Annotated in this window: 16 protein-coding genes; 5 read left to right on the plus strand and 11 right to left on the minus strand. The window is 35.6% G+C overall.

From position 1 onward, the window contains the following. Positions 1–2 precede the first annotated feature (2 nt). The 3 genes from ACQVD9_RS02780 to ACQVD9_RS02790 are packed head-to-tail and all read right to left on the minus strand — an operon-like array spanning position 3 to position 2,915. The gene (locus ACQVD9_RS02780) at positions 3–1,142 is read right to left on the minus strand and encodes a glycerate kinase family protein (RefSeq protein WP_264747358.1); all 1,140 of its coding nucleotides are present in this window, start codon (positions 1,140–1,142) and stop codon (positions 3–5) included. A gap of 18 nt (positions 1,143–1,160) precedes the next feature. Then, on the minus strand, positions 1,161–1,559 hold the full coding sequence (locus ACQVD9_RS02785) for a YkgJ family cysteine cluster protein (protein WP_264747359.1): 399 nt from the start codon (positions 1,557–1,559) through the stop codon (positions 1,161–1,163). 12 nt (positions 1,560–1,571) lie between these two features. Continuing rightward, positions 1,572–2,915 (minus strand): MFS transporter, encoded by a 1,344-nt coding sequence (locus tag ACQVD9_RS02790; protein WP_264747360.1) that lies wholly within the window; start codon positions 2,913–2,915, stop codon positions 1,572–1,574. Between the two features lie 152 nt (positions 2,916–3,067). Here ACQVD9_RS02790 and ACQVD9_RS02795 point away from each other — a divergent pair, with 152 nt between their 5' ends. Then, a complete protein-coding gene (locus ACQVD9_RS02795) occupies positions 3,068–3,553 on the plus strand; it encodes a GNAT family N-acetyltransferase (protein WP_264747361.1) in 486 nt (161 codons plus the stop codon). A 97-nt stretch (positions 3,554–3,650) separates the two neighbouring features. On the opposite strand, the gene ACQVD9_RS02800 is transcribed toward ACQVD9_RS02795, so the two are convergent. Further along, complete coding sequence (locus tag ACQVD9_RS02800; protein ID WP_264747362.1) at positions 3,651–7,196, minus strand: hypothetical protein; 3,546 nt, start codon at positions 7,194–7,196, stop codon at positions 3,651–3,653. Positions 7,197–8,007: 811 nt separating this feature from the next. Here ACQVD9_RS02800 and ACQVD9_RS02805 point away from each other — a divergent pair. After that, positions 8,008–8,337, plus strand: coding sequence for a helix-turn-helix transcriptional regulator (locus ACQVD9_RS02805; RefSeq protein ID WP_264747363.1), 330 nt, complete (start codon positions 8,008–8,010; stop codon positions 8,335–8,337). Between the two features lie 496 nt (positions 8,338–8,833). Here the strand turns inward: ACQVD9_RS02805 and fghA are convergent, their stop codons facing one another. The 4 genes from fghA to creD all read right to left on the minus strand — a co-directional run bounded on the left by fghA (position 8,834) and on the right by creD (position 12,491). Further along, a complete protein-coding gene (fghA, locus tag ACQVD9_RS02810; protein ID WP_264747364.1) occupies positions 8,834–9,670 on the minus strand; it encodes an S-formylglutathione hydrolase in 837 nt (278 codons plus the stop codon). A gap of 17 nt (positions 9,671–9,687) precedes the next feature. Continuing rightward, on the minus strand, positions 9,688–10,800 hold the full coding sequence (locus tag ACQVD9_RS02815) for an S-(hydroxymethyl)glutathione dehydrogenase/class III alcohol dehydrogenase (RefSeq protein WP_264747836.1): 1,113 nt from the start codon (positions 10,798–10,800) through the stop codon (positions 9,688–9,690). 178 nt (positions 10,801–10,978) lie between these two features. After that, positions 10,979–11,140, minus strand: a complete 162-nt coding sequence (locus ACQVD9_RS02820; RefSeq protein WP_264747365.1) for a hypothetical protein — start codon at positions 11,138–11,140, stop codon at positions 10,979–10,981. Beyond that, a complete protein-coding gene (creD, locus tag ACQVD9_RS02825; RefSeq protein WP_264747837.1) occupies positions 11,133–12,491 on the minus strand; it encodes a cell envelope integrity protein CreD in 1,359 nt (452 codons plus the stop codon). Before creD ends, ACQVD9_RS02820 begins: the two co-directional genes overlap by 8 nt. Before the next feature lie 152 nt (positions 12,492–12,643). Here creD and blaOXA point away from each other — a divergent pair, with 152 nt between their 5' ends. Continuing rightward, positions 12,644–13,429: a class D beta-lactamase gene (gene blaOXA / locus ACQVD9_RS02830; protein ID WP_264747366.1), complete on the plus strand. Its 786-nt coding sequence runs from the start codon at positions 12,644–12,646 to the stop codon at positions 13,427–13,429. Positions 13,430–13,529: 100 nt separating this feature from the next. On the opposite strand, the gene creC is transcribed toward blaOXA, so the two are convergent. Beyond that, positions 13,530–14,963 carry a two-component system sensor histidine kinase CreC gene (creC, locus tag ACQVD9_RS02835; RefSeq protein WP_264747367.1) on the minus strand — a complete coding sequence of 478 codons (1,434 nt, stop codon included), beginning with the start codon at positions 14,961–14,963 and terminating at the stop codon, positions 13,530–13,532. A gap of 22 nt (positions 14,964–14,985) precedes the next feature. Beyond that, entirely contained in the window at positions 14,986–15,672 is a 687-nt protein-coding gene (gene creB, locus ACQVD9_RS02840; RefSeq protein WP_264747368.1) for a two-component system response regulator CreB, read from the minus strand. A 292-nt stretch (positions 15,673–15,964) separates the two neighbouring features. Between creB and tldD the strand changes: the two genes are divergently transcribed. Then, entirely contained in the window at positions 15,965–17,407 is a 1,443-nt protein-coding gene (gene tldD / locus ACQVD9_RS02845; protein WP_264747369.1) for a metalloprotease TldD, read from the plus strand. A gap of 15 nt (positions 17,408–17,422) precedes the next feature. Here tldD and yjgA read toward each other — a convergent pair whose 3' ends face one another. Beyond that, entirely contained in the window at positions 17,423–17,944 is a 522-nt protein-coding gene (gene yjgA, locus ACQVD9_RS02850; RefSeq protein ID WP_264747370.1) for a ribosome biogenesis factor YjgA, read from the minus strand. 81 nt (positions 17,945–18,025) lie between these two features. Here yjgA and pmbA point away from each other — a divergent pair, with 81 nt between their 5' ends. Further along, on the plus strand, positions 18,026–19,372 hold the full coding sequence (gene pmbA, locus ACQVD9_RS02855) for a metalloprotease PmbA (RefSeq protein ID WP_264747371.1): 1,347 nt from the start codon (positions 18,026–18,028) through the stop codon (positions 19,370–19,372). Positions 19,373–19,419: the final 47 nt, after the last annotated feature.

The following is a 19,419-nucleotide window of genomic DNA, read 5'->3' on the forward strand; positions in this document are numbered from 1 at the left end:
AATTATGGTTGTCTTGCTGTATGCCAGAGCCGAGCAATATCACTGGCTCGTTTCATTAGTAGATTATTAGCTTCAAATTTAGCTTCTGCCAAAGACATAGGAGAGCCTATAAGACTAAAGGCAGCATCAATTCCCTCTTGATAGACAACATCATATTCTTTACCAAGAGTTCCTGCTATAGCAATAACAGGAATATTTTGTTTTTTAGCTAGTTTAGCAACACCAATAGGAGTTTTGCCCATCACTGACTGTTTATCAATTTGACCTTCACCCGTAATAACCAAATCGGCATTTTGCATATTTTTTTCTAATTGAGTGATTTGTGCTATTAATTCAACGCCTGGTTTAAAGTCAGCATTTAAGAAAAGTTTTGCAGCAAAACCTAGGCCACCAGCTGCTCCTGCACCTGCAAAACTTCGTTCATCGCGAAAGTATTTATTTTGGCATACTGTAGCAAAATGACCTAAAGCAGCATCTAAGATTGCAACTTGTTGTTCTGTTGCCCCTTTTTGTGGCCCAAATATAACAGAAGCCCCTTTTTTGCCACAAAGAGGATTGTTTACATCAGAGGCTACTATAAATTTAGTTTGAGCTATTTGGGGATGTAATAATGTATCATCAATGGTTACTACTTGGCTTAATGCGGCTCCACCTGCGGCAATAGGTTGTCCCTGTGCATTTAATAATTTTAAGCCTAGAGCTGCCATCATTCCTGCGCCAGCATCATTAGTAGCACTGCCACCAATAGTAAGAATAATAACTCTTGCTCCTTTATCAAGGGCTTTTAGAATCAGTTGGCCTGTACCGTAACTAGAGGCTACGATTGGGTTTCGCTCATTGGGAGCTAAACATTGTAAGCCACTAGCCTCCGCCATTTCAATGATAGCTGATTTGTTTTGGGGAAACCATGCCCAATGCGCTTTTACAGGGCGTCCTAATGGGTCATTAACCTCATCAATACAAAAATCACCTTTTAAAACATGCAAAATAGCATTGATAGAACCTTCTCCTCCATCAGCCATTGGATGGCAAACTACTTCATCGTGAGGAAAAATATCCTTCCAACCCTTAGCAATAGCTGCTGCTACATCACTAGCAGCTAGGCATTCTTTAAATGAATCAGGAGCAATAACAACTTTCATAATACACCATATATTTTATTAGGATTGTTTAGGGCGGTAGGCGCAATGATTAGCTCTAGGTCCTATTTGTGGATGATTCCTACAAGTATTAGGTCTTTTTTCATAAACACTACAAAGCCTTGTTTTTTTGTTTAAAAAATAGCAATCATTATTAGCCATTCGAGTTAATGTAAAAAGCTCTTTTTTTTGATTAAAGTGTTCTACAATTCCTTGCTTTTTTAATTGCTTGGCAATATTTTTTAAAGGTTCTTCTCGCTCAAATTCATCGACTATCTCTAGTCGAATCAAATCATCTAATTTAACTTCAACAGGAAGTTGACAACAACTTGCTGCACAACTTTCACAAAGCCCTTTACGATATTTTATCCATGTTTCTAATCGATCAGGATCTGCAGCACTTATTAAATTATAACTCATAAGTGTTAACTATTATTTTACCTCAGATGGTGGATTTAAGTGTTGATCTGTTTCGGTAGTTTCTTCATCTACATTAGTTATTTCGTCTGACCTGCCAATGGTTGGTGGAGCATCTATAATTAATTCTTCAGGAATTTCATCAATGCGTGGATCAAGAGTGGCGCCTACTGTAGAAATAGTTGTAGTAACAACAACATGCTGTAAAGGACCATCTTCTGCATATTTGACTTTGTTAGGTTTTACCCATATTGCAATAAGTAATGCTGCAATTGAGCTAGCGATATAGTATGCGCTAGGTCGAAAATATTCCATTAATGTACCAATAAGAATAGGCCCGATACTTGCACCTATACCATAGGCAGATAGCAATAAGGCGCTTAATGCTACACGTTTTGATTGTTCAACATTATCATTAGCAAAAGCAATAGCTAAGGGATAGAAGGTAAATAAAAATATACCGCCAATAAATCCACAAGCCATCATTAGTAAAGTAGGAAGCTCAATAAAACCCCATAAAGGAATAGTAGAAATTGCAAAAAGTAAAGCATTAATACGGATCAGTTTAGCGCGGTTAAAATGGTCAGATAACCAACCAATAGGCCATTGTGCTAAGAAGCCTGCACCAATACAGACCATCACAAATAAACTAGCATTAGAAGTATCTAGGCCACTCTTTTTAGCATAAACAGCAGCTAAGCCATAGAAAGAGCCTACCATGATTCCTACTAAAAAAATCATAATTAGCGCTTGTGGAACTTTTTGCCAGAAGAAACCAATCTCTAATGGCGCAGTGGCTAGTTTTGCAGGGTGAACACGGCGTGTCATTGCAATGGGAATTAAACAGGCAGCGAATAGCATTGCAATCATAATAAGTGGTTTAAAATCTAGAGTAGGAAATTGATGTAGATAAGCTTGACCTAACATTAATCCTAAATCAGTGGCAATCATATAACCAGCAAAAGCAATACCCCGTTGGTTTTCCTCTGCTTGTTCGTTAAGCCAACTTTCTAAAACCATGTATTGGTTCATCATTACAATACCGATAATAAAACGTAGTGCTACCCATACAGTAATATTCTCAATTAATACATAAGCTAATGTTGCAATTGTTGCTAAGCCTGCACAGGCTACATAGGAGCGGATATGTCCAAAACTAGCAATAAGTCTATGACCTATTTTGGCGCCTACTACCAAGCCTGCATAAAAAGCAGTGGTTAAACTGCCAATAAGCATTTCACTGACACCTTCGGATGTAAGTCTTAACCCAAGATAAGTAGTAAAAAGGCCAGAGCCTGCAAGCATTAAAATAGTGGCTAAATAAATGGCAGGGAAAGTGTAAATAGGGTTGTTAGTCATATCATTGATAGCTGTAGTTTTATTGAAAAGAAGTTCTGATTATAGAGGGGTAGTTTTAAACATACTATTCTACAATAGGTAAAATCAGCTTAGTATGTATTTTTTATTGTTATAATAAATATTTTGTAATAGAGCGTTAGGAGTATTGGATCGTGGCTACTGAATTGATAATAAGGAATGCTAAATCTAGCGATGCGGCAACTATTTTATCGTTAATAACAGAGTTAGCTATTTATGAGAAGGCAGAGCATGAGGTATTAGCAACAGAAGAAACTATTAAATCATCTTTATTTTCTGACGACTCAACTGCTGAAGCGTTAGTTTGTGAAAATGACCAAGGTGAAATAGTGGCTTATGCTATTTATTTTTATAACTATTCGACATGGTTAGCTAAAAAAGGGCTGTATTTAGAAGATTTGTATGTGAAAGAAAGTGAAAGAGGTAAGGGGATTGGTAAACAGTTGCTATTGCATTTAGCAAAAATGGCGGTGGAGCAGGGATGTGGTCGTTTTGAGTGGAGTGTGCTTGATTGGAATACGCCAGCTATTGAATTTTATGAGTCGTTAGGTGCTAAACCACAAGATGAGTGGACTGTGTATAGGCTAACTGAGAGTACGTTAAAAAAATTAGTCAGTTAAGATGGGATGATGTTTAAAAAGTCCTGAGTACTTTTGGTAGTGAGGATGAAGTACTCAGGCAATGGGCTACTTTTATAAATACAATACTATTTACTAACTAAATATCGAGATCGAAATTATCTGTCCAGCTTACTTTTTGCCATATTCCTTTATTAAACTTACCCTTAGCATCAGGAACAAATGGATCTTTATCTTTCCCTTTAGGTAAAGGATTATCCTCTGATAAGAGTCCTAGTCCAGGAGCAATGGTACAGAAATTACCATTACAGTAGGCAGTTACATCTGGAGGTAAAGTAGAAACACTAGTTTCTAAATAAGCTTCTGTTAATAAAGATATTCCTGTTGCTATATCAAAGTTATAAGTCCGTTGTGTGCCTGAACCAGGAACACAGTTTTTTGTGACTGTTTTAGTAGGAGTATAGGTATTAAAAACTATACGTTCAAAGTCAGCATATGCGGCAGAAACAACCTTTTCTCCAGCTGAATTAGCAGATGTACCTAGCCTAATAACAAAACCATTTTTTAGTTTGTCTTCATTAGTTAATGTTTGACCATCTAATGAGGTAACAGCTAAATTATCTTCTGTAATCACTGTACCAGTAGGTGAGTCAACTAGTTTTGGAAGACGTAAGGAATAGATTCTATCTTCTGTATCTGTTGATAAGGGGTGAGCTCTATAGCCAGAGCCTATGCTAACAGACAATGTGTTTTTGAGATTTTCTGATGAAAACTCAGTAATTACAGGAGCATAATAAAATCTACGGGAGCCTTTCAGATCATCAGTAGCAAATTTGGCTACAATACCATTCTCTCCTCCCCCTGAGGTTATTAAATTACTTAAGGCATTACCATTATTGACTTTAAAGCGCCATAATTGTCCACCCATATCGCCAAAAAAGAGATCTGTAATTAAATTATCAGTTGCACTAGATGTATCAATAGTATCTGTAACCACTGCAACAGGGCTTGGAATACTATAACTCATATTCGATGAGGTAGACCAGATTAGCTTACCGTCTTTGGCATTAACAATATATAAAGCATTACCTACAGTGTCTGCATGACGAACTGGATTATCATCTTGTGATTTATCATAGCCGCCACCAAAGATAAGTACAGGAGTTATTGTTCCCTCTATATCTATTTTACCTAATACAGGTGTAGACCATGTATCACCTAATTTAGTAAAACCAGCTGTTGTATTATTAATCATCCAAGCCAGTTTAGGCGAGTTTTTATTGCTAATATTAAGTGCGTATAAGTAAGGACCACCGCGTCCAGAGACTACATAAGCAAAAGCATCTTCACCTGTATTAATATATCCATCACTGTTCTTATCATCATGATAAATAATAATATTACCATCCATACCATAATTTCTAACTTCATTGATGAATAAAGTTTTTCTTGCTTGTAAATGTTGGATGATAGGCAACATCTCTTTAGGCATATACTCATACAAAGCTTGCCCAGAAGTCACATCAAATCCTCTGATAAAACCATCATTACCAGCCAACAACGCAACTTGGTTTAAGTCAGCAAAATCACATTCAAGTATAGTTTCTCCAGAGGCACAACCATAAGTAGCAAGATTTACTCCACTTTTAGCTGAGTCACCTATTTTCTTAGTATTTTCCTCTGTGCTACCACCTGCAAAATATTTATAGCCACGAATAAAGTCTAATAACCCTTTACGAACATTATCTTGATTATCACCAGATAATGCTAAATCAGTATTGGTTAAGCTAGAGGAGGCTCTTAATTCTTCAGTAGTTGTTCCATTTATAGTGAATACATTTCTTAATGCAGGAGTTTTTAACTGAGCTACAACACCACCTTGGTCAACATTACCACCATCTGCTGTAGACCAACGGCTGGAAGCTGTATTTTTTATTGAGCCATCTGCGTTAAGAGCTGAGGCGCCTTTGGTATCATAGAGAACTGCACGTTGTCCTATTTCTCCACCAGTTAATGTGGCTTCTATATATTTCATTTGAAAGCTTTTCATATTACCAGGCCAGTAATCATAGTTTTCAGATTTATAAAGTGCGTAATATACTTCATTACGTTGCTTATACTTAGTCTGAGGACTCATAGTTACTTGACCACTAGTACTAGGGCTATCTACAAGTAATGCACCACTAACAATATCTTTAAATGCTTCAGTTAGTTCAGATGCATTACTAGCATTATAAGATTTACCCATGCCATATGATGCAAGGTCATTAATAAATTTTTGGGCGTTACTAGTACTAGATAATGTAAAACCAATAGCATGGGTTCTAATATAATTACCACCCTCTAAATCAGATTGACTCTGCCTTGCCATCCAAGAGGTTAACGCTCGTCCACATCTTTCGTATGTGGTTGCATAATGATCGGCAATAGTTGCGCCTTCACTATCGGTATATATTGGGCAAGACCCAGATGCTCCAGTCATGTAATAGCCCGTATTAACATAGCCCGCATAGTTTGCCTCACCATCTGTCATAAGAACTAAATGAGTTAGCTGACATCCTTCTTGTAAAGGACTTGTACCATATGCAGGAACATGATAAGGCCCTTTAGTCGCTGTGCTATACGTTTTAGTAATATTGCTTACATATTTTGCAACATTAAGTATGGATTCAACAATTTGGGTACTGCCCGTTGTAAAAAGTCCGAAGGTGGTATACAACAAATCATCTCGATAAGTTTTGCTATTATCTGCTACCAAAGAATTTTCTACTTCAATTTCTAGTGTAGGACGATAAGCTGCAGTAGTACTCGTACTAAAATACATAGTCGTCGTTATGGATGGTCTGAGATAAAAGGCAATAGCATTACCATCTTGCCAGTCTGCTTGGCTAATTTTATTTCTGACAGCATCCGTTACATCGCAGGTAACATATTGGCTTCCTGTTCCTGATGAAGTAGTGCAAGTAATAGCTGAACCACTTGAATCAACTCTACCTCTAAAATAATTGGTAAAAGGTCTAAATTGTGGAGCATTTATTTCAGGATCTGTCCAGATAGAAAAATTAATAGCAGTCGTAGTTGTTCTATAAAATTTGAGTTGAGCTTTTTTTATAGCTGTAGTTGAGGTAATACCAGCAGTAGTTGCATTTTTGACTAAGATATTATTAAAACGATAGCCAATAGTTGTGGTATTTGATGTTGCATAAGATTGAGTCGATGTTCCATTAAAGGCATTCCTGAGGGCAAGAACAGCTTTATTTGTAGTAGGTGATAATTGGTAGCCATTATCTAAGCCATTTATTATTGGCTGAGTTAATATAGTATAACCTGAATTACTTGATGTTGTTTTGGTCACAACGTCCTTTGATGTATCAATACTATCAAGATCAACAACTTGATAGTTTTGATAAAAGCCTGTAGCAAAACTCATTATACCAATACGAAGACCTTTAATATCGTCACTGGTTAATATATTTTCCATAGATTCTTTTAGAACATCTAGTCTAGTTTTATTAGTGCCTAACACGCTAGTCATGGAACCTGAGATATCCAATAGGAAAATAATATTCGGTTTAGTGGTAGATAGATCTTTGCTGAAGAATATTTCAGAGTCATCTGAATGGCTAATTGTAGAGCAACTAATTAATGAGCAAGCTAGTAGTGCTTTTATATGGCGTCTGTCCATGTCTAAATCCTTCTTAATATGTATTGTTATAAAACGTTTGTTTCACAACAACACTCAAGGCCCATAAATCTTGGCCGTATTACCTTTTTGCAAAATAGTTACTGTTATAAACGAAATTTTTCTTTAAAAATAACATTAAGTCACTGTTTGTTAGACTTTAGCATAGTTTTTAAAAAAAAACACATGTGAAGGGTAACTTTTTTTTTAAAATTCATATGTTATAAATATGTTTTGTGATGGGGATAACGATTCTTTATAAGAAAATACAATTGGATAATTAGGAAAAATATATTAGCCAGCCATTATGCTATATAAGTATATTAAGCTTTATCATACAAAGAGATAGGTATCAAATTAATTTCTTAAAGATATAAAATATAACCATAAACAATTGTTTATAAAAACTTTAGCACAACTTTCTAAAAAAATAACATGTATATGGTAATATTTATTTAAAAAAAGATACTTTATAGGTGGTTTTTTATGGTTGTGATAACGTTCCATAATTAAAAAGCCTAATTTAATTAATTAAATGCTTGTATAAAATGTATTTATTAGTAAATAAATTACATAGGTAAATTAAAAATATTGTTTAAGAACTTGTAATTAATAATGTAGGTATTAACTTTAAATTGTTCGGGTGTATAGAAAACATTAATCGTTTTTGGTAGTAGATATTTCATAAAAGTCATCTGTTAAAATTTCAAAAATCAATTAAGGTTTTTGATTTGGTAAAAGGGGGAATAAAGGAAAGGTTTGGCAAGAGGATACCAATGATTTCCTAATTTAGAAAAATACTGGGCTTATTTAAATGGTTAACATATTAGATGTCGGCCAACAAATACGTCGTATAAGAAAGTTAAAGTTACTTTCACAAGAATCGTTATCTGAAAAAATAGGTATCGATCCCAAGTCTCTTGGGCGTATAGAAAAAGGCGACTATTATCCTGCAATGGATACCTTATACAGGTTATCTGTTGCATTGAAAGTGCCTATTCAGGATTTGTTTCCTGATATAGGGGGAAATAAAGAAATTTCTGTAACAGAAGATATCAGACATTTCCTTGTTGATTTCATATATTCTGCTAGTGAGCAGCAATTAGTTAAGCTATATAAAGCGGCTTTAAAACTAAAAGATTAATTAGTATTAAAGTTAGATAAAGAGGGGTTTTCACCTGTGAAGTTTTAAGCGGTTTTTTGATAGAAAAGATTAATAAAATTATTATATTTTGAAGATCAAAAACCAATTTTGGTTTATAGCTGTTTACTTAGAAGTGTCTAGTTTTATTAAGTATGAAGACATGAATTTATCAGAAATTTTCTAATCAACTTGAGTTGAATAGGGTATTACTTGATATTTTAAGTAAAGATAGTTGATATATAGCTACCAACTTGAGGAGTTAACTTCTCAAGTTGGCATGGGGGACTTTTATCTCTAAAACTATATAAATTTAGAATATAAATAGATTGATTATTTATAACGTAATTGTTTTATATAACATATTCTTTAATTTTGAGGAGGGCTTGCAGAGACATTTTAGAGAATGGAAGGAATAGTAAAAATATTATTACTAAAATAAGTAATAATATTTTTAGGTAATATAAAACTATTTTTAAGTTTGAAATAAATGAATGTCTTAGCAAAGATTTTCTTTATGAAATATTAAATGGCTTTGAATAAAGCTAGCAATAAAGTAATAACTATGATCATATCCCTGTTGTAACCTGAGTGTTAAAGGCCATTCTCGGTTTATAGCAATTTTTTCAAAAGCTTCGGGTTGTAACTGCTCAAGCATAAAGTTATCTGCTGTTCCTTGGTCGATTAAGATAGGAAAAGGCTCAGCTTGATAGTGCTCAAGTAAGAAACAACTATCATAGTTTTGCCAAACTTTTTGATCATTACCTAAATAATGGCTAAATGCTTTTTGTCCCCAAGGAACTTGACTAGGATTTACAATAGGTGCAAAAGCAGAAGCAGAGCAATAATGATCAGGATGACGCAATGCTAGCATTAATGCTCCATGACCACCCATTGAATGACCTGCAATAGACTGTTTACCATTAGTATTAAAATGATTATCGATTAAATCAATCAGCTCTACACTGATATAATCAAACATTTGGTAGTTCTGTTGCCAAGGCTGCTCAGTTGCGTTGATATAAAAACCAGCACCTTGCCCTAAATCATAGGCATCATTATTAGCAACTTGCTCACCACGAGGACTTGTATCGGGCATAACTAAAATAAGCCCTAAGTCAGCGGCATAAGCTTGAGCACCAGCTTTAGTGGTAAAGTTTTCATCAGTACAGGTTAGCCCAGAAAGCCAATAAAGAACAGGTAATGGTTGTGTTTTATATTGTGGGGGCAAGTAGATAGAAAAATTCATGTCACAGTTTAATGTGGAGGAAAAATGTTTAAATCTTTTTTGTTCACCGCCAAAAGATAAATGGCTTTCTAGTTCTGTTAGGCTCATTGGGGCATTCCTATTCTTTAATAACGAATTACTGTACGAATTGATTTTCCTTCATGCATGAGATCAAAAGCTTTATTGATTTCATCTAGTGGTAATTCATAGGTGATAAAGTCATCTAAATCAAATTGTCCTTGCATATAATTATCAACAATACTTGGTAATTGTGAACGGCCTTTTACTCCACCAAAAGCAGAGCCACGCCATACACGGCCAGTCACTAGCTGGAATGGTCGAGTTGCAATTTCTTCACCTGCACCTGCTACACCAATAATAACGGACTCTCCCCAGCCTTTGTGGCAGCACTCTAATGCAGAACGCATTACGTTTACATTGCCAATACACTCAAAAGAGAAATCAACACCACCATCTGTCATTTCTACAATAACATCTTGAATTGGTTTGTCATAATCTTTGGGATTAATGCAATCTGTAGCCCCCAGTTTTTTGGCTAATTCAAACTTACTAGGGTTAAGATCAATAGCAATAATACGGCTGGCACCTACTGTTTTAGCAGCCATAATTACTGCCAAGCCAATGCCCCCTAAACCAAATACAGCTACTGTGTCGCCTGCTTTAACTTTTGCTGTATTAGTTACTGCTCCCATACCTGTAGTAATACCACAGCCTAATAAGCAAACTTTTTCTAAAGGTGCATCTTTGCTAATTTTTGCTACTGCAATTTCAGGTACTACCGTGTATTCTGAGAAGGTAGATGTTCCCATATAATGGAAAATAGGTTTACCATCTTTAAAGAAACGGGTAGTGCCATCAGGCATTAAACCTTTGCCTTGTGTACTACGGATAGCCTGACAAAGATTAGTTTTACCAGAAAGACAAAACTTACATTTACCACACTCTGGGGTGTAAAGAGGAATAACATGGTCTCCCACTGCTAAACTAGTAACACCTTCACCTACTGCTTCAATAATACCCGCTCCTTCATGTCCTAAAATAGCAGGAAATATTCCTTCCGGATCAGAGCCAGATAAAGTATAAGCATCGGTATGACAAACACCTGTTGCCATAATACGAATAAGTACTTCACCTTTTTGAGGAGGCATTAAATCTACTTCTTCAATAGATAAGGGCTGGTTGGGAGCCCATGCTACAGCCGCACGAGTTTTAATCATATTCATGTTATCTCTCCTCAGATTACTTGTTCTAAAAGTATTTATTCTAATCTATTTAATAAAAGTAACGCTATGATTAACAAGTTAATGGTATATAACGATTATTAAGTTTGGTATGTGAGATATTAGAAGAGAGCTAATGGGTAAAGTTAGTTGCTAACTTTACCCATCATTTTTGTTAGTTGATTTTGTCTTGTTTTTGTTGTTTTATAGATAACAGCCCAATTGTTGTAATCTGTTGAGTAGTAGTTTGATAGGTCGTTAGTAACCATTGCTCCATATGTTGTTTTAGAGCGAGGCCTAGTTGAATATCTTCTCGAAGTCCACGAACCTTAGTCATTTATTGTTTCCTCTTTTGCTAATGGATGAGTTTTGTTAACTTTGGGTAGGCTGGCTACTTTGTACCAATCAAGATTACGGGTAATAATCATCGCTATACTTAAGATACTGAACACTAAAATAGTACCCATGATTAAGCTATAATCTTCTGCATTGAGCAGTACATAAAGCATGATATAGAGGAGTGTTAATGAAACTGTAAAGATTAGCCCTTGTTTTATATTGTTGAGAATACTTGTTACATAGAATCCAATAACTGCTATACAGGAAATGGCTGAACATAAGTAAGCTAAAGCAAAACCTATATGTTCTGATAGTGAAAGTAATAATAAAAAGAATAAAGCCAGTGATATTCCCACAAAAGAATATTGAATAGGGTGGATAGCAAGCCTTTTAATAATTTCAAAAAGAAAGAAACCAAAGAATGTTAAACCAATAAATAAAATGGCATATTTAATTGCACGACTACTTTTTAGATATTGATCAACAGGGTCTATTAAACTAACACCAAAATTATTATTGGAAAATTGATGGCAGTTATTTTTAACTAAACAATCTTTAAACTTACTTTCCATATCACTAGCAAAAAAGTTGGTTTGCCAATCTGCGGTAAAGCCTTTTTTAGCAACATCTCTTTTAATAGGTAAAAAATTACCATCAAAACTAGGGTGAGGCCAATTACTAGTTAGTGTTACATTAGTTTCCTTACCAATGGGTGAAACATTGAAGCTAGACGTTCCTTGCAGGCTGAGTTGAATAGCATAGCTATAATCGCCCCCTTTTTGCAAAGAGGTGGAGTCTAGTTTGCCATTGATTCCAGAACCTAATTTGGAGTTTTCTGTGCCAGGATTAATAGCTAATGTTTGTTTATTAAAGATAAACTTAGAATTATTACTAATACCTCTAATATCACTAATACCTACAGCAATAATAGGTTGTTCAAATTGATAATTTTCTAAATTACTTTCTATACCGAAATTTTCAGGAATTTTAAAATTGCCTGTTATCTCATTATTTAGTTGATAGAGTCTAGCTTCATAAATACCACGTTTACGTTTTTCCACATTTAAGTCTCCTGTTAAGTTAAAAGACTCAGGAAAGAAATAAAGTGTTCCTCGCTGCTGATGGTATTGTTTATCATTATTGACATAATAAGTTTTAGTATAGGGAACAATTATCAAAGGCCCTGTAATTGTCTGACTCAGTGCCGAACTTTGGGCTATTTCATTAACTACTTTATTGCGTAATGACATGCGCTCATTAATAAGCCCATAAATCATGGTGATCGGAATAAGTAGTAAACCGATTAACAGTAAAATGGTAATAATCTTGAAAGCCAGCTGCCGCTGCATATGCATAATAGAACTCCTTTAGTAATGTTTAATAACAGTATCTACAGTCGTTATGGAGTTTGTATGAAAAGAATATGGGGTTTTTGTGGAAATTGTATGGGGGGTTATTTATGATAAAAGCAGTTAATTTTAATCATTAAAGAATCTATACAATGAACAAGTTATTTTTTTGCATTATATTTTTATTTATACAAGTCAGTTATGGCAAAAGTTGGCAAGATAATAGTGAGATAGAAAGGTTATTTGTTGATAATAATGTGGTAGGTACTTTTGTACTCTATGACGTTCAGCAAGACCAACTGATTGGCTGTAATCAAATTCGTGCTAATACACGTTTTATTCCTGCCTCTACCTTTAAAATAATAAATAGTTTAATTGGTTTAGCAACTAAAACAGTGAAGGATATTGATGAAAAATTACCCTATGGTGGTAAGCCTCAACCCATTAAAACATGGCAACAAGATATGGGTTTAAGGGAGGCTATAAAAGTATCTAATGTCCCTATTTATCAGGAATTAGCAAGAAGGATAGGCATTGCAAAGATGCAGGCAAATATTAAGCTATTAAATTATGGTAATACGAATATAGGGCAAGTAGTGGATAATTTCTGGCTAGTTGGACCTTTAAAAATTAGTGCGGTGGAACAAGCTATTTTTTTAGCTGAGTTAGCACAACAAAAATTGCCGTATGATAAAAAAGTACAGCAAGCTGTTCATGAAATTACATTATTAGATCAAGGGGAAAACTGGCAACTACATGGCAAAACAGGTTGGGCAGATAATCATCAACCTGATATAGGTTGGTTTGTCGGTTGGGTAGAAAAAGAAGGGAAAATTTATAGCTTTGCATTAAATATAGATATGCTAGAGCCTAAAAAGGATATTAGTAAGCGCATAGCTATAGTTAAACAATCGCTTAAGCTATTAGGTATTTTATAAGTTTATTTTTAAATATAGTTATTGCGCAATATTTTTATACGTCGTTGAATGACGTTGTCGTACTAATTGTACTGTCTTCAGTCATTCGCCTTGTCTAAAATTATATAGAAATAGCTATAGGAAAAGATAAGGTGACTAAAACACCCTCTTGATAGTTTGTAATAGAAAGTTGTCCTTTATGTAAAAGTACCACTTCTTGTACAAAGTTTAAGCCTAGCCCTGTGCTTTTACGCCCAGTTTTTGGGCGAGCTAAAGAATAAAAACGTTCACATAAGCGATTAAGAGCATAGTCTGGAATACTAGCACCTTGATTATAAAAATTAATTGCAAGTTGTTGATTAGTTATCTTGCTATTAATCTTTAACAGTCCTTGATCAGCAATAAAGTCTAATGCATTATCCAATATATTAGATAATGCTTGTTCTAATAAAAATACTTCCCCTTGAAGGGTTAATTGCTCATCAATATTCACTTCTACATTAAGCTGTTGTTGAGCAATACGTGAAGACTTACTGGCTAATAGTTTTTGTATCAGTGGTAGTATAGGGATAGTGTTAATTTCTTCCAAAGTTTGACGTTGTTCAACCATACTGAGATTCAGTAAACGGTCGGCTAGTTTTTGTAAGCGTTCACTTTCACTATCGATATTCTTTAGAAAGAGAGTTCTTTTCTCAATCGGCATATCTTGTTGTAATAACTCTGTAGCACCACGAATGGCTGCTAAGGGGCTTTTTAACTCATGGGTTAGGGTATGCACATAACGTTCTACATAGTTTTTACCATCAAGTTCGCCACGCATTTTATCTAGTGCTTTAGCTAGTTGAGTCAATTCTCCGCCATAGAACTGTGGCGCTTTAATTCGTTCCCCCTTACTAATGGCGTTTGCATAAAGTGTGAAACGGTGAAGTGAAGCACCAAGCCACCATGATAATAGGGCACCTACAGCTAGACTAGCGATAAGTAAGATAACACCAAAAAAGATTAACCTTGATTCAGCTTTATTGATATAGGGACTAACCGTGATATTTGGTTTTCCTACCGTGAGTACACCAATAATTTTATTTTCATACTTAATAGGTGCGGCAACATACATAATGGTTGATTTATCATCTTTAGGATTTTCTTGGGTAGTTCGTGCTCCATAGGCACCATGTAAGGTTAAATAGACATCACGCCAACGTGAATAGTCTTTGCCAACCTCTTTACCCGTTGAGTCGAATAGCACAATGCCTTTATCGTTGGTAATATAAATGCGCATAGCTACTGAATTTTTGGCTATTCCCCAAATAGAAGCATTAGGATCACGTTTTTGATAAGCAGCTAAGCGGTGTTGTAGATAATATTGGTTGATTTTACCTTGTTGCAGATCGTCACTAACGATTTCTGCTAATAAATTGGCCGTATCTACTAAGGTTTCTTCAGTGGTTTGGCGAATGCTAGGATAAATTTGATTAGAAAATAAATTCACCATAAAGTAACCACAAAGCGCTACAAACAAGAAATAGAATAGAAATATACGTTTTGCTAATGCCATTTTATCTTTACTGTATTAATAATTAGTTTGGGTCATAGCTGTAGCCAAAGCCGCGATGAGTACGAATAACATCTAAGTTGCTATCTATTTCCCTTATTTTGGCTCTAAGTGTTTTAATATGGCTATCAATATTGCGTTCATATCCAGCATCAACGGCAATACCCAACGCATCTAGTAATTGCTCTCTACTAAAAACACGTTTGGGTTGAGAGAGTAGATAGCGGAATAAGTTAAATTCATGGCGAGTTAAATTGATTGGCTGTTGTTGTAAATAGATAGTGTAAGCGCTTTCATCAACAGAAAATAATTTATCATCTGTAGTAGGGCTATTTGTTTTTTGAGAGGTATTGGTAGTTCTTTTTAAAATAGCACGTACTCTTGCGGCTACTTCACGTGGGCTAAAAGGTTTAACGACATAATCATCAGCACCTATTTCTAAGCCAACCACTCGATCAATCTCACTATCCCTCGCTGTTAAAAATATAACAGGTACTTCTGAGAAGCGTCGTAATTGACGACAAACCTCAAAACCATTAAGGTCTGGTAGTCCTACATCTAATATCCACAAATCAGCAGGCGTTTGTTTGTGTTGCTCTAGTGCTTTATTGCCAAGTGTTAACCATGTGCATTCAAAGCCCTCACTTTGTAAAGCATATAATAATGTATCAGCAATTGCTGCTTCATCTTCTATGATTAAGATATGAGGCATTGGATATATCCGTTATGTTTATTAGCAAAGCTAAATAGGTTTGATAGTAAGTTTAACATAATAGCTTTATTGTTTTACTGTGTTAAGTTAAAGAAATGAAACGTAATAACTGATTGATTTCTTATGAAATGGTCTTATATAACCTTAATAGTTTTAGTATTAATAGGCTATTAAATTTAGTAATGCAACGCTATGTTATAATCTATAGCCTATAGTAGTTTTTAAAATAACAAGGCTGATGCTTTGTTATTTAGTAGTAGCTGAAAGTTACTGCACAAAATATGGAGAGTATATGAGTGATCTTTTAAAGGCAGTTAGTCAGCAATTATTAATACCTAATGGTTTGGATATTGAAACCCTGCCAAGTATTTTATCAGTAGCAGTAGGTAAAGGTATTGATACCGCAGATTTATATTTTCAACATGCTATTATCGAAAGTTGGGCGTTAGAAGATGGTATTGTTAAACAAGGCACTTTCAATGTTGATCAAGGTGTGGGTATTCGCTCGCAAGCAATGGAAAAAACAGGGTTTGCTTTTAGTAATACATTAACAAAAGAAGCTTTGATACAAGCAGCTACTGCGGCTAAATCAATTGTTAACAGTGGTCAAACTGGTCGTGTACAAACTTTTGCTAAAGTTGCCCCTAGTTCACTTTATATTGCTGAAAACCCGTTAGAAGCCGTAGCAAGAGAAGAAAAAGTAGCATTATTAAAGAGTATTGATCAAGCCATAAGAGCTTTGGATTCTCGTATACAACAAGTAACGGTTAGCTTAACAGGCGTTTGGGAACATATTTTAGTGGCTTCTTCTGATGGTGATTTAGCGGCTGATATCCGTCCATTAGTGCGCTTTAATGTCAGTATAGTGGTTGAACAAAACGGCCGTAGAGAAAGTGGTAGTCACGGTGGTGGTGGGCGTAGAGATTATAGTTACTTTTTAACTGAGGATCGGGCTATGAGCTATGCTAAAGAGGCATTACGTCAAGCACTGGTTAACTTAGAGGCAGTGCCAGCACCTGCTGGAACACTGCCTGTGGTATTAGGCTCTGGTTGGTCTGGAGTGTTGCTGCATGAGGCTGTGGGACACGGTTTGGAAGGTGATTTTAACCGTAAAGGTAGTTCTGCTTATAGTGGTCGTATTGGTGAGAAAGTAGCTTCCTCACTGTGTACCATAGTGGATGACGGTACTTTAGCCGATAGACGAGGCTCTTTAACTGTAGATGATGAAGGTACGCCTACCGAGTGTACGACCTTAATTGAGAATGGTATTTTAAAAGGTTATATACACGATAAGCTAAATGCTCGCTTGATGAAACAAAAACCTACAGGTAATGGTCGTAGAGAGTCTTATGCCTATTTACCAATGCCACGTATGACCAATACCTATATGTTAGCAGGTGAAAGTGATCCAGAAGAGATTATCCAATCAGTTAAATATGGTATTTATTGTGCAAGTTTAGGTGGTGGGCAAGTAGATATTACCAGCGGTAAGTTTGTGTTCTCCACCAGTGAGGCATATTTAATTGAGAATGGTAAATTAACCTCGCCTATTAAAGGTGCTATGTTAATTGGTAATGGGCCAGATGTAATGAATCAAGTATCTATGGTAGGTAATGACTTGGCTTTAGATAGTGGTATTGGAACTTGTGGTAAAGATGGTCAATCAGTTCCTGTAGGGGTGGGGCAACCAACCTTAAAAATAGATGCAATAACAGTGGGTGGAACGGGTATATGATAGTAGCAGTAGCTACTATCGCAAACCTCGCTGGATTTCATCCAACTCACGGATATATTTAAAGATTTTACGAGCAGCCGCAGGTGGTTTTTCTTTTGCAGCTTCTTGTTGGGCTTGGCGAATAAGTTGTCGTAAGTGCTGTCGGTCAGCTTCTGGATATTGACTAACAAAGTTTTCTAGAGCTGTATCACCCTCAGTAGCTAAGCGATCTCGCCATTGCTCAAGAGCGTGGAAACGCTCATTGTATTCACGGCTTGAGCTATCGATTTGTTCAAGAAAAGATTGAATAAAGTCGATATCTTGGTCACGTAATAATTTACCCACATATTGCATATGACGTTTATTAGCAATATTGGATTTATGTTTAGGCGCATCAGCCAATGCTTTGCGGAGCATATCGGTTAAAGGTAATAAAGCCAACTGATCTTGTTTAAGAGTGGTTAGTTTTCTACCCAAATCGACTAAGGCGTGCATTTCACGTTTTACTTGGGATTTGCTCTTTTCTTCATAAAGGGCATCATCAGAAGTATCAGACATAGTTATAAACTCATAATAAATAATGGTGAGTATGATAACAGATAGCTTGTTTATTATGAGAGTTTTTAAATGAGGAATAGTATGAATAGTGAAAATGGTGTAGGACCAGCAACTGTACCTGTTTTAGAAAAACAGGTAGAGCAAATTCTAGCAGAAGCTAAAAAACAAGGTGCCACAGCATGTGAGGTAGCAGTTTCTACTAGCCAGAGTTTAGCTGTTACTGTTCGTCAAAAAGAAGTGGAAACATTAGAGTTTAATAGAGATCAAGGTTTCGGTATTACTTTGTATGTAGGACAAAGAAAAGCTTCAGCAAGTACTACGGCTACTGATGCTAAAGCCATTCAAGAGACTGTAGCTGCTGCATTAGAAATTGCTAAGCATACTTCTGAAGATGATTGTGCAGGACTTGCAGAACCTGAGCAAATGGCAAAAGATTTACCTGATTTAGAGCTTTTTTACCCTTGGGATATCACACCAGAACAAGCGATTAATACATTACTTGAGTGTGAAGCGGCAGCATTCACTACAGATAAACGTATTACTAATGCTGATGGTACATCATTGAATACATGGAATGGTTGTAGAGTTTACGGAAATAGTAATGGTTTTATCGGTGGTTATGCCTCCACTAATCATAGTATAAGCTGTGTCATGATTGGTGAAGAGAATGGCCAAATGCAAAGGGATTATTGGTATGACGTTAAATTAGCAGGTGAACAACTAGAGTCTGCTACTGCTATAGGTAAAAAAGCAGCACACCGTACAATAGAACGACTAGGTGCTCGTACTATACCTACTTGTGAAGTGCCTGTAATTTTTGCAGCAGAAGTGGCCTCAGGGTTATTTGGTCATTTATTAGGGGCTATTTCTGGGGGGAGTATTTATCGTAAAACTTCTTTCTTAGAAGGTGCGATAGGAAAACAATTATTTCCTAGTTGGCTATCTATTACAGAAAAACCTCGTTTAAAAGCAACTTTAAATAGCACTAGTTTCGATGGCGATGGATTAGCCACGTATGACAAGTTGATTATTGATAAAGGTCAGTTGATGACTTATTTATTAAGTGTTTATTCTGGTCGTAAATTGGGCTTGCCTAGTACCGCAAATGCTGGCGGTTGCCATAATTTGTTTGTTTCGCATGGTGCAGATAATTTAATAGCATTGCTAAAACAAATGGGTAAAGGATTGTTAGTGACCGAATTAATGGGCAGTGGTATTAATATGGTGACAGGTGATTACTCACGAGGTGCTGCAGGTTTTTGGGTTGAAAATGGTGAAATTCAGTTTCCTGTACAAGAAGTAACTGTAGCCGGAAACTTAAAAGATATGTTTACCAAAATAGTAGCTATAGGTAACGATATAGACCCCCGCCGTAATATTAAAACAGGTTCTGTATTAATAGAAAAAATGGCTGTAGCTGGTAGTTAAACAAAATAAATAATTAATAAAATAGGTCAATAGAAATTGTAACTTAT

This window comes from Entomomonas sp. E7T21 (assembly GCF_058693955.1).

Coding starts and splice junctions, on each gene's coding strand:
- yjgA (WP_264747370.1), bottom strand. CDS start 17,944: ATGTCTGATACTTCTGATGATGCCCTTTATGAAGAAAAGAGCAAATCC.
- ACQVD9_RS02785 (WP_264747359.1), bottom strand. CDS start 1,559: ATGAGTTATAATTTAATAAGTGCTGCAGATCCTGATCGATTAGAAACA.
- blaOXA (WP_264747366.1), top strand. CDS start 12,644: ATGAACAAGTTATTTTTTTGCATTATATTTTTATTTATACAAGTCAGT.
- ACQVD9_RS02815 (WP_264747836.1), bottom strand. CDS start 10,800: ATGATTAAAACTCGTGCGGCTGTAGCATGGGCTCCCAACCAGCCCTTA.
- creD (WP_264747837.1), bottom strand. CDS start 12,491: ATGCAGCGGCAGCTGGCTTTCAAGATTATTACCATTTTACTGTTAATC.
- ACQVD9_RS02820 (WP_264747365.1), bottom strand. CDS start 11,140: ATGACTAAGGTTCGTGGACTTCGAGAAGATATTCAACTAGGCCTCGCT.
- ACQVD9_RS02780 (WP_264747358.1), bottom strand. CDS start 1,142: ATGAAAGTTGTTATTGCTCCTGATTCATTTAAAGAATGCCTAGCTGCT.
- fghA (WP_264747364.1), bottom strand. CDS start 9,670: ATGAGCCTAACAGAACTAGAAAGCCATTTATCTTTTGGCGGTGAACAA.
- ACQVD9_RS02805 (WP_264747363.1), top strand. CDS start 8,008: ATGGTTAACATATTAGATGTCGGCCAACAAATACGTCGTATAAGAAAG.
- ACQVD9_RS02790 (WP_264747360.1), bottom strand. CDS start 2,915: ATGACTAACAACCCTATTTACACTTTCCCTGCCATTTATTTAGCCACT.
- tldD (WP_264747369.1), top strand. CDS start 15,965: ATGAGTGATCTTTTAAAGGCAGTTAGTCAGCAATTATTAATACCTAAT.
- creB (WP_264747368.1), bottom strand. CDS start 15,672: ATGCCTCATATCTTAATCATAGAAGATGAAGCAGCAATTGCTGATACA.
- creC (WP_264747367.1), bottom strand. CDS start 14,963: ATGGCATTAGCAAAACGTATATTTCTATTCTATTTCTTGTTTGTAGCG.
- ACQVD9_RS02800 (WP_264747362.1), bottom strand. CDS start 7,196: ATGGACAGACGCCATATAAAAGCACTACTAGCTTGCTCATTAATTAGT.
- pmbA (WP_264747371.1), top strand. CDS start 18,026: ATGAATAGTGAAAATGGTGTAGGACCAGCAACTGTACCTGTTTTAGAA.